The following is a 14,819-nucleotide window of genomic DNA, read 5'->3' on the forward strand; positions in this document are numbered from 1 at the left end:
TACGGATCATAGGCATGCTCGAAGCTGCTGATCAGAGTCTGGTGAATGATCTCATCGGCGCGCCGTCGCTTAAACAGCGACGCGCATTGGCAAAGATTATTACTTTGCTTGAATCAACACGCCTAGATCATCGTCATCGCGCTGATGAGGTGCTCAATTCACTGTTGCCTAAAACAGGTAAATCATTTCGATTGGGTATCTCAGGTGTGCCAGGCGTCGGTAAATCTACCTTGATAGAAACTTTAGGTCTCTACCTGATTGAAAAAGGGCACCGCGTAGCAGTATTGGCAATTGATCCATCTTCTAGCTTGTCTGGCGGGTCGATTTTGGGTGATAAGACCCGCATGGAACGTTTATCTGTTCTCGAAAATGCTTTTATTCGCCCGAGCCCATCGTCTTGTACGCTCGGAGGTGTAGCCGAGAAGACGCGCGAAGCGATGTTAGTTGCTGAAGCGGCTGGCTTTGATGTCATCATCGTTGAAACGGTTGGCGTAGGGCAAAGTGAAATAGCGGTAGCTGGTATGACCGATATGTTTTTGCTAATGCAGCTACCCAATGCGGGAGATGATCTGCAAGCTATTAAAAAAGGCGTCATGGAGATCGCCGATCTGATCGTGATCAATAAAGTCGATATTGATCCGAATGCTGCGATGCGAGCGCAACTCTTTATTACCAGTTCCTTGCGCCTACTTGGGTTTCAGGGCAACCCTGATCATGCCTCACACGATAAAGAGTTTTGGCATCCACAGGTAATGACTTTAAGTGCTTTAGAAGGTAAGGGTGTGCCAGAGTTGTGGGATAAGGTGTCTCAATTTGCATCCTTACAGAAGGCGAATGGGAGGTTTGATTCTCGCCGACAACAACAGGCAGGAGCATGGATGTGGGATCGCATCGATGCAGGATTAAAAAACGCATTTCGTAGTAATGCAGCGGTACAAGAACTTCTACCAAGTTTGATCGCGCAAGTAAACCAAGGAACTATGGCAGCTTCAGTGGCAGCAAGACGACTACTGGAGTCCATGGGGCATGAATTTTTCTAAGGAGCAGGAAATGAAGGACATCATTCAACAACTGGAAGCTAAGCGTGAGCTTGCCCGATTAGGTGGCGGGCAAAAGCGTATTCAGGCTCAGCATGCAAAGGGTAAATTAACAGCTCGAGAACGTATTGAGCTCTTGCTAGATGCTGGCACCTTTGAGGAATGGGATATGTTCGTTGAGCACCGTTGCCATGACTTTGGCATGGGTGATCAAACTGTTCCAGGCGATGGTGTAGTAACTGGCTATGGAATGATTAATGGCCGTTTGGTATTTGTGTTCTCACAAGACTTTACAGTTTTGGGCGGCTCTCTATCAGAAGCCCATGCTGAAAAGATCTGCAAGATCATGGATCAAGCTCTTAAAGTGGGCGCCCCTGTAATCGGTTTGAATGACTCAGGCGGTGCGCGTATTCAGGAGGGCGTTGCTTCTCTTGGTGGCTATGCGGAAATTTTCCAGCGCAATGTGACTGCCTCCGGCGTAATTCCACAGATTTCCTTGATCATGGGACCATCTGCTGGTGGCGCAGTTTACTCACCAGCTTTGACCGATTTCATCTTCATGGTGAAAGACAGTTCCTATATGTTCGTGACTGGCCCTGAAGTGGTCAAGACTGTGACCCATGAAGACGTAACCGCTGAAGAATTGGGTGGTGCAGTAACTCACTCAACAGTATCTGGTGTATGCGATCTAGCATTTGATAATGATGTTGACGCCATCATGATGCTCCGTCGTTTCTTTAACTACTTGCCACTCTCCAATCGCGAAAAACCACCATTGATCAAGGGTGCAAATCGCACTGAAGAGCCTGATTTCTCATTAGATACATTAGTTCCCTCTAATCCAAATCAACCTTACGATATGAAAGAGTTGATTGAGAAGATTGTGGATGATGGTGAGTTCTTTGAATTACAGCCTGACTACGCAAAAAATATTGTGATTGGTTTTGCTCGTATCGAAGGGCGATCAATTGGCATTGTTGCTAACCAACCATTGATTTTGGCTGGTTGCTTAGATATCAAGGCCTCCATTAAAGCCGCTCGTTTTGTGCGCTTCTGTGATGCCTTCAATATTCCGGTGGTCACTTTAGTTGATGTACCAGGTTTCATGCCGGGAACCGCGCAAGAGTACGGCGGCATCATTAAGCATGGCGCGAAATTACTCTATGCCTATGCAGATTGCACTGTACCTAAAGTAACTTTGATTACTCGTAAGGCCTACGGTGGAGCCTATGACGTGATGGCATCTAAGCATTTAAGAGGTGATGTGAACTTTGCATGGCCTTCAGCCGAAATTGCAGTAATGGGACCTAAAGGCGCTGTAGAAATTATTTTCCGTGAGGAAAAGTCAGACCCAGAAAAAATTGCTGCACGTGAAGCTGAGTACAAAGCCAAGTTTGCTAACCCCTTTGTGGCTGGTCGTCGTGGCTATATCGATGATGTCATCCTTCCGCACGAAACACGCAAACGTATTGCTCGCTCTCTTGCAATGCTCAAAGATAAAGACTTGAAGAATCCTGCGCGTAAACACGGCAATATCCCTCTGTAAAGGCGCTGATAAATTATGACTACGAAAATGTTTAAGAAAATATTGATTGCTAATCGCGGTGAGATTGCTTGCCGTGTGATGATGACTGCCAAGAAAATGGGCATTAAGACTGTTGCAGTCTATTCAGAAGCGGATAAAGAAGCGCGCCACGTGCAGCTAGCTGATGAAGCAGTTTGTATTGGACCCGCACCTTCACGCGAGTCCTATTTGGTGATGGATCGTATCATTCAGGCCTGTAAAGATACGGGTGCAGAAGCGGTTCACCCTGGTTACGGCTTTTTGTCTGAGAACGAACAGTTTGCAAAGCGCTGCGAAGAAGAGGGCATTGTCTTTATTGGCCCGAAACACCAATCTATCGCTGCGATGGGTGACAAGATTGCNNNTAAAAAGCTCGCCTTGGAAGCAGAGGTAAATACTATTCCTGGCTATAACGAGGCAATTGATACCACTGAAGAAGCCGTCAAGATTGCGCAAGGCATTGGTTATCCAGTCATGATCAAGGCATCTGCTGGCGGTGGTGGTAAGGGCTTACGAGTTGCTTTTAATGACAAAGAGGCTGCCGAAGGTTTCGCGGCTTGTAAAACTGAAGCGATGAATAGCTTTGGCGATGACCGTATCTTTATTGAGAAGTTTGTGGAAGGCCCGCGTCATATTGAAATTCAGGTATTAGGTGACTCGCACGGTAATGTGGTTTATCTAAATGAACGTGATTGTTCTATACAGCGTCGTCACCAAAAAGTGATTGAAGAGGCGCCATCACCATTTATTGATCCCGCAACGCGTAAAGCCATGGGCGAACAAGCAGTTGCTTTGGCAAAGGCAGTGAACTACCAATCAGCTGGTACGGTTGAGTTTGTAGTGGGTAAAGACAAGTCTTTCTATTTCCTGGAGATGAATACCCGTTTACAGGTTGAGCATCCGGTAACCGAAAGCATTACTGGTCTTGACTTGGTTGAGCAAATGATTCGGGTTGCTGCTGGAGAAAAGTTAGCCTTTAAGCAAGAGGATGTGAAGTTAGACGGCTGGTCTATGGAGTGCCGTATTAATGCGGATGATCCATTCCGCAACTTCCTGCCTTCAACAGGACGCTTGGTTAAATACCGTCCACCAGAATCTGTAAATGGTGTGCGTGTAGATACTGGCGTGTATGAGGGTGGCGAGATTCCGATGTACTACGACTCGATGATTGCCAAGCTGATTGTGCATGGTAAAGATCGTACAGAAGCCATTGATAAAATGCGTGCAGCCTTAAATGATTTTGTCATTCGCGGCATTCATTCAAACATTCCTTTCCAGGCTGCATTGTTACAGCATCCTAGGTTCGTCAATGGTGACTTTACGACTGGCTTTATCGCCGAGGAGTATCCAGAGGGCTTTAAAAAGGATTCAGTACAACCAGCAGATCCTAAGCGTTTAGCAGCATTAGCGGCGTTCATGCGCTATCGTTACCTTGAGCATATCCAAATGATTGATGGCCAATTGGCTGGTCATGAAATGATTATTGGTAAAAAGTTTGTCGTTGTTACTGGTAAAAAAACTGGTTCAATGGATGACCCCTATGAAGTACCTATTCGGGTTGAACTAAAAGATGGTATTTATTCTGTTTATATTGATGAAGCAGACGGTGTTAGTCGTTATGACATCGTAAGCGACTGGCGTCCTGGTCAAATTTGTCTAAATGCCACCATCAATGGCACCCATAAGATCACCGCACAAGTGGAACGTCGTGGTGTGAGATATGTATTAATCCTAGACGGAGTGCATTACGAGTGCATGGTTTTAAGCCCATTGGGTGCTGAGTTACAACGTCGCATGCCAGTGAAGCTTCCACCGGATACTTCTAAATTGGTCATGTCTCCAATGCCTGGCTTATTAACAAAAATTGCTGTCAAGGTTGGTGAAGCGGTGACTGCCGGTCAGAAGTTGGCCTCGATTGAAGCGATGAAAATGGAAAACACATTATCTGCAATGCAAGATGGTGTGGTTGCCGAGATTTGCGCTAAAGAGGGTGATAGCTTAGCGGTGGATCAACTAATCATTCGCTTTGAATAATAGGATCGATGACTATGAACACTAAGCCTTTTAAGATTCTGGGGATTCAGCAAATCGCCATCGGCGGTGAAAACAAAGATCGTCTCAAGAAGCTATGGGTTGACATGCTTGGCTTTGAATACAAGAGTACTTTTGTCTCTGAGCGTGAAAACGTCGATGAGGATATCTGTGCGATTGGCTCAGGTGCTCATGAGATTGAAGTAGATCTCATGCAGCCATTTGATATTGAAAAGAAGCCTGCCGTCCATCAAACGCCCTTAAATCACATAGGATTATGGGTGGATGACTTGCCTAAGGCTGTCGAATGGCTGAGTGCTAATGGGCTGCGTTTTGCTCCTGGAGGCATCCGTAAGGGTGCAGCTGGCTATGACATCACCTTTGTCCACCCAAAAGGAAATGATGAATTTCCAATCAGCGGGGAAGGGGTCTTAATTGAGTTGGTTCAGGCGCCCCCGGAAGTGATTGCTGGTTTAAGTTCATAATTTGGATTACCCATTAACTAAGTAAGTAAGCAAGTAAGGCTTAAAGTGGCAAATATATTGGCCATCGACACCTCTTCAGCCTGGTGTTCGGTGGCTTTATCTTTAGGTGATCAAGCGCCAGAGCTAAGACATGAAGCTGTCTCAGCTGGCGCTAGCCAACTTCTTCTGCCTTGGATTGAGTCCCTTTTAAATAATGCCAATATTTCTTTAAAGGATTTAGATGTTATTGCTGTTGGTGTTGGTCCCGGTGCATTTACTGGTGTTAGATTGGGAGTTGCAGCGGTGCAGGGATTGGCGGTTGCAGCTAATCTGCCAGTTATCTCAGTGAGTAGTCTGGATGCTATTGCCGCACAACTGACAAACACCCCAGCATTTCAAAAGATAAACCCACAACATTTTGTCATTGCCGTTGATGCTCGCATGGAAGAAGTCTACTGGGCCAAATATGAAACGCAACTTAATGAACTGCCTAAACGTATTGGTGATATTCATCTGAGCAAGCCCGAGGATATCAATCTCGAGGGCGTTGAATTTCTTGCTGGTAACGCTATTCATGCTTACGGCGAGCGTTTACCCAGTTTCACTGGTGCTCTGGACTCCGAGATCTCCATATCTGCTTTGGGTGTTTTAGAGTGCGCAAAGCAATTATTTATAAACGGCATGCAACAGGATATTCGCCAGCTAGAGCCTTTGTATGTCCGTAATAAAGTAGCGTTAACTACTGCTGAGCGTATAGAGGCATTTAAGTAATGTCGAGCAACTCAGTGACAACGGGTGAGGCAGAGCTTTCATTCTTGCCAATGCAACCGGCAGACCTAGATGAAGTTCTTAGGATTGAGTCGGTCTCTCATATCCACCCCTGGACCAAAGGTAATTTTTCAGATTCGCTTGCTGCTGGGCATTGGGCATATTGCATCCGTCCTCAAGCAGATCAAGCGGTAAAGGGGTCTTATTTGGACCCAGCAGTTTTATGGGCTTATTGCATCCTCTTTCCTGCGGTAGACGAGTTACATCTACTCAATATCACAGTGTCACCTCAATTACGAAAACTGGGTTTAGGTAAGCGGATGATGGCCGCAATTGAGGGTGTAGCTGCTCAGCAGAAAATGCCGCGCATCATATTGGAAGTGAGGCCAACCAATACTTCGGCCTTGGCCCTTTATCAAAAATTAGGATATGAGCAAATTGGCGTGCGTAAGAATTACTATCCTGCAAGTCCCGAAACGGGGTCCCGTGAGGATGCGCTTGTAATGGCCAAATCGATTAAGCTAGAGCTATGACTAATACAAACTCCGCTTTCTTAAAGGAAATGGGCATTACTGAATGGACCTCTCGAGATGCGGCTCAGGTCAGTGCTGAGAATTCCGTGTCCTCGAATATGCAGGCGGCCCCTATTGAAGAGCAATCACCCCAAAAAGTTAGTCATGGGATGTGGTGGTTTTTTGGTAACGAGCCGCAGGGCGATGCGAAGCTGTTATTTCAAAACATTATTCGGGTTTTGGGGCTGGAAAAAAATGAATGGACCTGGAAAAGCGCATCTGAAAACTTAAGTCAAATATCAAGCCCTGAGCTGCCGGTGGTTGCCGTTGCATTCGGTGGTTCAGTAGCTCAAAAAATTACTGGCGAGAGAGATGCGTTGCCACAGTTACGTGAAACGGTCTTGGCTCTGAATACTGGCAATGAGGAAGAGATCCCAGTGATTGCTTCATTTGAATTAAATCAAGTGCTCATTAAGCCGAAAGAAAAGGCCTTACTCTGGCAGGATTTATTGCTGGCTAGATCAGTACTGCAAAATAGCTAAGAAGCTCAGACTTGCTTAGTGCTTGTGTTCGCCAATCAGATGCATGGAGTCATACTCAGCTTGATTTCTGGCGTGGCGCTTAATAACCAACCACATAATCAGACTCACAGCCAGACCAAATCCAATAATCACAAATTGCACCGGTACATCTAGCCAGATCAGCAGCGAGTAGATTAATAGCATCATCAATACAGAAATATTTTCATTAAAGTTCTGTACAGCGATAGAGTGACCTGCAGACATCAAGACGTGGCCGCGATGTTGCAATAAGGCATTCATAGGGACTACAAAATAACCTGCTAGCCAACCAACTAATATCAATAAAAAATAGGCTGGTATTAGGTTGAGAGACACCTGCAGCTTACCGATGGTAAACAGCGTTGTATTAGGTAGCATGTCTGAGTTATAGACAGCCATGATGCAGACAACGAGACCCATGGCGATGCCATAGGGCAGCACATTCAAGGAGTTGCGCAGCGGAATGCGCCATGCAGCATAGACCGCTCCACCAGCAACACCAACGGCTGAAATGGCTTGCAAAATTGCACCTTGAGACAGGTTCATATGCAGGGCAACTTGCGCCCACTTAATGACAATAAATTGCAGCGTAGCGCCAGCACCCCAAAACAAGGTGGTCACCGCTAAAGAAATTTGACCCAAGCGATCATTCCAAAGTGTCTTAAAGCAAATGGAAAAGTCTTTGATCAATTCAATAGGATTGGTTTTTTGTGAAACATAGCGAGCACCAGTATCTGGAATCTTGAGGTTAATGAGCGCAGCAATCACATAAATCATCATGATGATCATGATTGCCGATTCTGCAGGAGTATCAATGCCAGTATCGAAAGTGGGCATATCGAGCGCCAAAAGACTTTGGGATACGGTGCTGCTGATGAGGACGCCTCCTAAAACAGTCCCCAAAATGATCGAGCCAACAGTTAAACCTTCGATCCAGCCATTAGCCGCTACCAATTTTTCAGGGGGGAGTAGCTCAGTGAGGATGCCGTACTTGGCAGGAGAATAGGCTGCTGCCCCAAGGCCAACGATCGCATAAGACATCAGCGGGTGACTACCGAATAACATTGCCACGCAGCCAACAAACTTAATCGTATTGGTAATAAACATGACATTACCCTTGGGTCGAGAGTCTGCAAAGGCTCCGACAAAGGCTGCCAAGATTACGTAGGACAATACGAAGAACAATTTGAGCAAAGGCGTCATCCAGGCCGGCGCGTGTAGCTGGGCCAAGAGAGCAATAGCTGCAATTAGGAGAGCATTATCAGCAAGCGACGAAAAAAATTGCGCCGCCATAATGATGTAAAAGCTACGGTTCATTCGTACAATCTAGTCATTAATACAATTAAAACATGAAAGGAGGGGTAAATATGGGCGAATCAGCTAACAGCCTGATTAATAGACCAATTTTGGCATCTATTCATACTGCTGCCTTTCAGCATAATTTAAACCGAGTTCGGGAATTGGCGCCAGAGTCCAAGATTTGGTCTGTAATTAAAGCTAGGGCTTACGGCCATTGTTTTGATGCCGCTTTAAAAGGATTGGCGTCCACCGATGGATTTGCCTTACTGGATATACAGGATGCGGCCTGGCTGCGTGAGCATGGCTGGAAAGGTCGAATCCTGCTTTTGGAAGGGTTTTTTCATGAAAATGAGCTTAGCCTTGCTGAGGATTTAGCTTGCGACTTGGTAGTTCACTGTGATGCTCAGGTCGATTGGCTTGAACGTTTTAAAGGTAAAAACCACAAGCCATTTAATGTCTTTTTGAAGATGAACACCGGCATGAATCGCTTAGGATTTAAGCCTGATGACTATCGGACTGCATTTCATCGTTTACATGCGGCCGGCCACCACATGCACCATATGACTCATTTTGCGAATGCTGATCAGGTAGACAAACTTCCCTCTGTTGGCGCTCAGCAAGAATTATTTAATGAAACGATCGCCGGATTAGCAGGATCTACTTCCTTGGCAAATTCCGCAGCAATTTTGTGGCATCGCAATGCCCTGGGTGATTGGGTGCGCCCCGGGATCATGCTTTATGGTGCATCACCTACTGGGCTGCACACAGATATTGAGCACGCTAACCTTGAGGCAGTTATGCACCTGAATAGCGAAATTATTGATATACAAGAACTTCAAAAGGGCGATCGTATTGGTTATGGGGGTCGCTATGAAGCGCCAGGCGCAATGAGAATAGGCATTGTTGCCTGCGGTTATGCAGATGGCTATCCTCGTCACGCTCAGGATGGCACTCCTGTTTGGGTAGCCTCCGGCGATCATGGTGTCATTTGCCCACTTGTAGGCAGAGTTTCCATGGATATGTTGGCGATTGATTTGCGCAAAGCCCCAGATGCAACGATTGGAAGTGCCGTTCAGCTTTGGGGTGATAAGGTGCCGGTAGATGATGTGGCGCAGATGAGCGATACGATTGGTTATGAATTACTGTGTGCCGTTGCGCCCAGAGTGCCAGTTGCAATTAAATAAATTCATAAATTCGCAAGTCAGAAAATAAAAAATCCTCCAATGCGGAGGATTTTTTACTAAGAATATAGTGAATCAGATTTTAAAAAATTACTTATTCCAGAACTGCCACCACCTGCGCTCTTTTTTAATGCGCTGACCAGTCAACATCATTTCGCTATCGGGGAAATTTAATTTAAAGACACGAGCTGAATCATTACTGAGTTCAACCATGCCAAGCTTCTCATAAGATTTAGTAAGGATGTAAAGCGCTTCTTCAACAGCGGGTGCGCGGTCATAGTCACGAATGACTAGCTGCGCACGATTGGCGGCGGCTAAATAGGCCCCACGCTGATAGTAAAAGCGAGCCACGATAACATCAGCTTCTGCAAGCGAGTTGACGATATAACGCATACGATCCAAGGAGTCAGGTGCATATTTACTATTTGGAAAGCGTTCTACAACTACCTTAAAGGATTCAAATGCTTCTTTAGCTGCTTTTGGATCACGTTCACTGAGATCTTGGCCAGTGAATTTACCGAGCCATCCTAAATCATCATTAAAAGTAATGAGCCCCTTTAAGTAATAACCGTAATCTAAATTCGGACTACCTTGATGTAATTTGATGAAGCGATCAATTGCAACGAGGGCTTGAGTTTGCTCCTGAGCTTTCCAGTAACAATAAGCAGCATTAATTTGTGCCTGTTGTGAATATGGCCCAAAAGGAAAGCGTGCTTCTAATTTCTCAAAGTATTTGCCGCACTTAGCAAAGTCAGCGTCGTTGAGCTTGTCGGTAGCCTCTGAATAGAGTTTTGCCTCAGACCAAATATCGGTGTCATCTTTACTGCCATCACTACCGGCACATCCGCCCAAGAGCATCAATGCGACAATGAGGGAAAGCAGCAGAGTAAAGGAACCCCCAAGTAAATGGGCGCCCTTTTTTTGTGGTGAAGAATTCCCAGCAAGCCTTAAACTGGCGTCTGATATTACGTCGGACATAACTGAAAGGCTCTCTAAGCGTGGCATTGCCGCAAACTCCTGATTCGAATCCCATTGATTATATCGATGATGAGGATTTCATCTCCCTAGATATCCCTTTAGAGATGGCTGGCGAGCGCTTGGACAAGGTGCTGGCAGGATCTTTGCCAGATTATTCTCGTAATCGCCTCAAAGCATGGGTTGAGGCCGGAGCCGTTATGGTTGACGGCAAGGTCACTAAAGCCCGTTATTTGCTCCATGGAGGCGAGAGTATTAAGGTGTTTCCGCAGGAAATGCCTGAGCAATTTGCTTTTAGTCCTGAGGATATCCCTTTGGACGTGGTTTATGAGGATGATTCCATCATTGTCGTGAATAAGCCGCCGGGCTTGGTAGTTCACCCAGCGGCCGGTAATTGGTCGGGCACCCTGTTAAATGGCCTGTTATTTCAGTATCCCGAGCTAAAGCTTCTTCCTAGGGCAGGTATTGTTCATCGACTGGATAAGGACACTTCCGGTTTAATGGTCGTAGCCAGAACATCTCAGGCTCAGACCTCCTTAGTGCGCCAGCTTCAAGAAAGAACGGTAGGGCGTCGTTATTTAGCGTGGGTGTGGGGTGAAGCTCCAAGCAAAGGAAAGGTTCTGGCTTCAGTAGGTCGCGATCAGCGAGATCGTCTGAAAATGGCGGCAGGTAGTCCGCAAGGCAAGCCTGCAGCTACCTTGTTTCGACGTTTGGCTAAAGGATTGGTTGGGGAGTCCGCTGTTGCATTATTAGAGTGCCGCCTTGAGACAGGTCGCACCCATCAAATACGAGTCCATTTGGAATCACTCGGCTTTCCCTTGGTTGGAGACCCGGTTTATCGCAAGAAAGCGCCGGGAGCAGCCAAAACCCTTTCGTTCAATCGTCAAGCTTTGCATGCCTTTGCGCTCAGTCTTCAGCATCCTGTTAAGAATGAGTTAATGACCTGGTTCCGCTTGCCACCCGAGGACCTATTCAATTTATTGCCGCAACTGGGAATGAATGATGAAGTACTACCCAATGAGGCCGTGGTACTCGCCTCTATTGAAAACGAGTTACGTTCATGATTTTTATCCATCCCCAATGGGCAGCACCAATGCCAGTGAAGACTCTGGTGAGCACCCGCATCGGTGGGGTTAGTCGAGAGCCATTCGATTCCTTAAATCTTGGCGATCATGTGGGGGATGACATTAATGATATTTTGCAGAATAGGGCGATCTTCACGAAAACATTTCCAGCGGAACCCATTTGGCTGAAACAAACTCATAGCACTATAGTCAGCACCCCACAAAACAGGCAATCCAACCCCGGGGTGCCAATTTACGCAGATGCATTAGTTAGCAATATTCCTGGAGAGGTATTGGTCATCATGACTGCAGATTGCTTACCAGTCCTGTTCACTAATTCCAGTGGAACCGTGATCGGTGCTGCTCATGCTGGCTGGAGAGGGCTTTGTGCTGGCGTTTTAGAGAATACCGTCGCTGAATTGCTAAATATCGCTGACGATAAAAATCCGACTGATTTGATGGCATGGCTTGGTCCTGCCATTGGCCCTGATGCATTTGAGGTTGGCGAAGATGTCGTTACCGCATTCGCTGATTCTGGCTTCAATATTCCAGAACACGCTTTTAAGCCTATTCCTAATTTACCTGGAAAATTTCTTGCGGATATATATTTGCTGGCAAGAGCTCGCTTAGAGGTTTGTGGCGTTAAGGCAATTTTTGGTGGCGAATATTGCACCGTTAGAGACCGGGAGCAGTTTTTCTCTTATCGTCGCGATGGTGAAACTGGTAGATTTGCTTCTGCTATCTGGATTTCAAAATAGATTAAATGTGAAAGTATGCGGGTTACTACTAGCTTATCCTTTGGGCTAGGGTATTTGCGTATAACTCTCTAGTGCTTAAGGGCGGAGAATGTCTCTAATTAATTGAAGAGACTATTATGTTTGCAGGCATGAATACCGGTGCAACGCCATCTTTGGCACCGCACCATATGGCGTTAATTCCGCCAGAGCGCTTATCCGAAATTCAAAAAGAGTATTTCACTGAGTTAGCGCATATTGCCACCAATCCTGAGGCGATTGAGGTTAAAGATCGTCGCTTCGCAGGTAAGGCATGGCACTCATCCTGGAGCAAAGTGATTGCGGCCACCTATTTGCTGAATTCAAAGCATTTAATGGAATTAGCGAAAGCGGTTGAGACGGACGAAAAGTCAAAGCAAAAAATTCTATTTACTACTGAGCAAATGATTGATGCGCTCTCGCCATCAAACTTTATTGCCACAAATCCAGAAGTACTCGAGAGCATCATTAGCTCCCAAGGACAATCCATTCAAAAAGGGATTGTGAACTTGTTGGGTGACATGAAAAAAGGCAAGGTTTCACAAACCGATGAGTCTGCTTTTGAGGTGGGGAAAAATATCGCCACTACTGAAGGTCATGTAGTGTTTCGTAATGAATTGTTTGAGTTAATTCAATACACACCATTAACAGAGCAAGTATTTGAACGTCCTTATCTGATGGTGCCTCCATGCATCAACAAATACTATATTTTGGATTTGCAGCCCGATAACTCTGTCGTTCGCCATATGGTGAGCCAAGGCCATACCGTTTTCCTAGTCTCATGGAAAAATCCAGATGCATCTATGGCGCAGGTAAGTTGGGATGATTACGTTGGTACAGGTGTAATCAAGGCAATTGATGTCGTTAAGGAAATCGGCAATACCAAGCAAATTAATATTTTGGGTTTCTGCGTAGGGGGCACCCTAACGACTTCGGCATTGGCCGTGCTAGCCGCTAGGGATGAGCACCCGGCAGCTAGCTTGACACTGTTTACTACCTTACTTGATTTCACTAATACCGGCATTCTGGATGTCTTTATCGATGAAGGCATGGTCGAGATGCGAGAGAACAGCATCGGCGGTAAGGGCGGAAAGTACGGCATGATGTCGGGCTTAGATTTGGGAAATACCTTTTCCTTCTTGCGTCCAAATGATTTGGTTTGGAATTACGTTGTTGAAAACTATCTCAAAGGTAATTCACCACCGCCTTTTGACTTGTTGTACTGGAATGGAGACTCAACCAACCTACCGGGCGCGATGTATTGCTGGTATTTGCGTCACACCTACTTGCAAAATGATTTGGTGAAGCCTAACAAGGTCAAAATTTGTGGCGAGAAAATTGATCTTGGGAAAATTAAGTGCCCAGCATATTTGTATGCCTCACAAGAGGACCATATTGTTCCTTGGCAGTCTGCCTATGAATCCACGCATATTCTCAAGGGTAAAAACCGTTTTGTTCTCGGAGCATCTGGACACATTGCAGGCGTGATTAATCCGCCCGCTAAAAATAAACGCTATTACTTTGAAAACAGCAAGATTGCAGCAAGCGCTCAAGAGTGGCTAGAAGGTGCAAAGCAAATCACCGGTAGCTGGTGGCCTGATTACACCAAATGGCTTGAGCAGTTTGGTGGCGACAAAAAACCGGCAAGCACTGTTTTTGGAAATGCGAAGTACAAAAAAATGGAGGCTGCGCCAGGCGTCTATGTCAAAGAAAAAGCAACGCCGGAACTCAAATAACAATTAACGAAGGTTTTTAAAAGGGGAATGTAATGTCTCAAAAAGTCGCATATGTAACTGGTGGTATGGGTGGTATTGGTACCGCTATTTGTCAACGTCTCGCTAAGGACGGCTTTAAGGTGATTGCTGGCTGTGGACCCAATTCTCCGCGCAAAGACCGCTGGCTTGGTGAGCAAAAAGCCCTCGGCTATGACTTTATCGCCTCTGAAGGTAACGTTTCCGACTGGGACAGCACTGTTGCTGCCTTTGAAAAGGTGAAGGCTGAGTTGGGTCGTGTAGACGTATTGGTAAATAACGCCGGTATTACCCGTGACAGCGTTTTCCGCAAAATGACTCCCGATGCTTGGAAAGCCGTCATTGATACCAATCTGAACTCCTTGTTTAACGTAACGAAACAAGTGATTGATGGCATGGTTGAAAACAACTGGGGTCGCATTATCAATATCTCATCTGTAAATGGTCAAAAAGGTCAATTTGGCCAAGCCAACTATTCCACTGCTAAGGCAGGTTTACATGGCTTTACGATGGCTTTAGCTCAAGAAGTGGCCACTAAAGGTGTAACCGTTAATACAGTTTCTCCTGGCTACATTGGTACTGATATGGTGAAAGCCATTCGTGAAGATGTCCTGGAAAAGATCGTTTCCGGTATTCCCGTTAAGCGTTTAGGCACGCCTGAAGAGATCGCTTCAATCTGTTGCTGGATTGCTTCTGATGATGGTGGCTATGCAACTGGTGCAGACTTCTCATTAAACGGTGGTATTCATACCGGTTAATATTGCACCGCAGCATTTATTGCTGTATTTGTAGTACGCAACACAGCGTATTTACCTTTTGGCCTAACTAGGGCTAAACTAC

General features: G+C 45.9%; 14 protein-coding genes. 12 read left to right on the forward strand and 2 right to left on the reverse strand.

The genetic code is table 11. From position 1 onward, the window contains the following. The first annotated feature begins 14 nt into the window (after nt 1-14). The 7 genes from meaB to AOC20_RS04545 all read left to right on the forward strand — a co-directional run bounded on the left by meaB (nt 15) and on the right by AOC20_RS04545 (nt 6,918). A complete protein-coding gene (meaB, locus tag AOC20_RS04515) occupies nt 15-1,040 on the forward strand; it encodes a methylmalonyl Co-A mutase-associated GTPase MeaB (RefSeq protein ID WP_215361884.1) in 1,026 nt (341 codons plus the stop codon). Nucleotides 1,041-1,050: 10 nt separating this feature from the next. Continuing rightward, a complete protein-coding gene (locus AOC20_RS04520; RefSeq protein ID WP_215362176.1) occupies nt 1,051-2,583 on the forward strand; it encodes an acyl-CoA carboxylase subunit beta in 1,533 nt (510 codons plus the stop codon). Between the two features lie 27 nt (nt 2,584-2,610). Further along, nucleotides 2,611-4,635 carry an acetyl-CoA carboxylase biotin carboxylase subunit gene (accC, locus tag AOC20_RS04525; protein ID WP_215362178.1) on the forward strand — a complete coding sequence of 675 codons (2,025 nt, stop codon included), beginning with the start codon at nt 2,611-2,613 and terminating at the stop codon, nt 4,633-4,635. A 14-nt stretch (nt 4,636-4,649) separates the two neighbouring features. Continuing rightward, on the forward strand, nt 4,650-5,117 hold the full coding sequence (locus AOC20_RS04530) for a VOC family protein (RefSeq protein ID WP_215361886.1): 468 nt from the start codon (nt 4,650-4,652) through the stop codon (nt 5,115-5,117). Nucleotides 5,118-5,162: 45 nt separating this feature from the next. Beyond that, nucleotides 5,163-5,867 carry a tRNA (adenosine(37)-N6)-threonylcarbamoyltransferase complex dimerization subunit type 1 TsaB gene (gene tsaB, locus AOC20_RS04535; protein WP_251373162.1) on the forward strand — a complete coding sequence of 235 codons (705 nt, stop codon included), beginning with the start codon at nt 5,163-5,165 and terminating at the stop codon, nt 5,865-5,867. After that, entirely contained in the window at nt 5,867-6,397 is a 531-nt protein-coding gene (gene rimI / locus AOC20_RS04540; RefSeq protein ID WP_215361888.1) for a ribosomal protein S18-alanine N-acetyltransferase, read from the forward strand. The genes tsaB and rimI overlap by 1 nt, the downstream gene beginning before the upstream one ends. Further along, the gene (locus AOC20_RS04545; RefSeq protein WP_215361890.1) at nt 6,394-6,918 is read left to right on the forward strand and encodes a uracil-DNA glycosylase family protein; all 525 of its coding nucleotides are present in this window, start codon (nt 6,394-6,396) and stop codon (nt 6,916-6,918) included. The genes rimI and AOC20_RS04545 overlap by 4 nt, the downstream gene beginning before the upstream one ends. A gap of 15 nt (nt 6,919-6,933) precedes the next feature. Here AOC20_RS04545 and lplT read toward each other — a convergent pair whose 3' ends face one another. After that, nucleotides 6,934-8,253: a lysophospholipid transporter LplT gene (gene lplT, locus AOC20_RS04550; protein WP_215361892.1), complete on the reverse strand. Its 1,320-nt coding sequence runs from the start codon at nt 8,251-8,253 to the stop codon at nt 6,934-6,936. A gap of 74 nt (nt 8,254-8,327) precedes the next feature. Here lplT and alr point away from each other — a divergent pair, with 74 nt between their 5' ends. Next, nucleotides 8,328-9,419, forward strand: a complete 1,092-nt coding sequence (alr, locus tag AOC20_RS04555; RefSeq protein ID WP_215362182.1) for an alanine racemase — start codon at nt 8,328-8,330, stop codon at nt 9,417-9,419. A gap of 87 nt (nt 9,420-9,506) precedes the next feature. Here the strand turns inward: alr and AOC20_RS04560 are convergent, their stop codons facing one another. Continuing rightward, nucleotides 9,507-10,394, reverse strand: coding sequence for an outer membrane protein assembly factor BamD (locus AOC20_RS04560; protein ID WP_215361894.1), 888 nt, complete (start codon nt 10,392-10,394; stop codon nt 9,507-9,509). 20 nt (nt 10,395-10,414) lie between these two features. Between AOC20_RS04560 and AOC20_RS04565 the strand changes: the two genes are divergently transcribed. From AOC20_RS04565 to AOC20_RS04580, 4 genes are all read left to right on the forward strand, one after another. Continuing rightward, nucleotides 10,415-11,455, forward strand: a complete 1,041-nt coding sequence (locus tag AOC20_RS04565; protein WP_215361896.1) for an RluA family pseudouridine synthase — start codon at nt 10,415-10,417, stop codon at nt 11,453-11,455. A gap of 29 nt (nt 11,456-11,484) precedes the next feature. After that, complete coding sequence (gene pgeF / locus AOC20_RS04570; protein WP_251373163.1) at nt 11,485-12,213, forward strand: peptidoglycan editing factor PgeF; 729 nt, start codon at nt 11,485-11,487, stop codon at nt 12,211-12,213. 116 nt (nt 12,214-12,329) lie between these two features. Beyond that, nucleotides 12,330-13,964, forward strand: a complete 1,635-nt coding sequence (gene phaC / locus AOC20_RS04575; protein WP_215361900.1) for a class I poly(R)-hydroxyalkanoic acid synthase — start codon at nt 12,330-12,332, stop codon at nt 13,962-13,964. 32 nt (nt 13,965-13,996) lie between these two features. Further along, entirely contained in the window at nt 13,997-14,737 is a 741-nt protein-coding gene (locus AOC20_RS04580) for a 3-ketoacyl-ACP reductase (protein ID WP_215361902.1), read from the forward strand. The last annotated feature ends 82 nt before the right edge of the window (nt 14,738-14,819 follow it).

The organism is Polynucleobacter ibericus (assembly GCF_018687955.1).
Lineage (GTDB): Bacteria > Pseudomonadota > Gammaproteobacteria > Burkholderiales > Burkholderiaceae > Polynucleobacter > Polynucleobacter ibericus.

What these genes read in the sequence shown, in the direction of transcription:
- meaB (WP_215361884.1), top strand. Translation starts at nt 15, where the DNA reads ATGCTCGAAGCTGCTGATCAGAGTCTGGTGAATGATCTCATCGGCGCG.
- AOC20_RS04520 (WP_215362176.1), top strand. Translation starts at nt 1,051, where the DNA reads ATGAAGGACATCATTCAACAACTGGAAGCTAAGCGTGAGCTTGCCCGA.
- AOC20_RS04530 (WP_215361886.1), top strand. Translation starts at nt 4,650, where the DNA reads ATGAACACTAAGCCTTTTAAGATTCTGGGGATTCAGCAAATCGCCATC.
- rimI (WP_215361888.1), top strand. Translation starts at nt 5,867, where the DNA reads ATGTCGAGCAACTCAGTGACAACGGGTGAGGCAGAGCTTTCATTCTTG.
- AOC20_RS04545 (WP_215361890.1), top strand. Translation starts at nt 6,394, where the DNA reads ATGACTAATACAAACTCCGCTTTCTTAAAGGAAATGGGCATTACTGAA.
- lplT (WP_215361892.1), bottom strand. Translation starts at nt 8,253, where the DNA reads ATGAACCGTAGCTTTTACATCATTATGGCGGCGCAATTTTTTTCGTCG.
- AOC20_RS04560 (WP_215361894.1), bottom strand. Translation starts at nt 10,394, where the DNA reads ATGTCCGACGTAATATCAGACGCCAGTTTAAGGCTTGCTGGGAATTCT.
- pgeF (WP_251373163.1), top strand. Translation starts at nt 11,485, where the DNA reads ATGCCAGTGAAGACTCTGGTGAGCACCCGCATCGGTGGGGTTAGTCGA.
- phaC (WP_215361900.1), top strand. Translation starts at nt 12,330, where the DNA reads ATGTTTGCAGGCATGAATACCGGTGCAACGCCATCTTTGGCACCGCAC.
- AOC20_RS04580 (WP_215361902.1), top strand. Translation starts at nt 13,997, where the DNA reads ATGTCTCAAAAAGTCGCATATGTAACTGGTGGTATGGGTGGTATTGGT.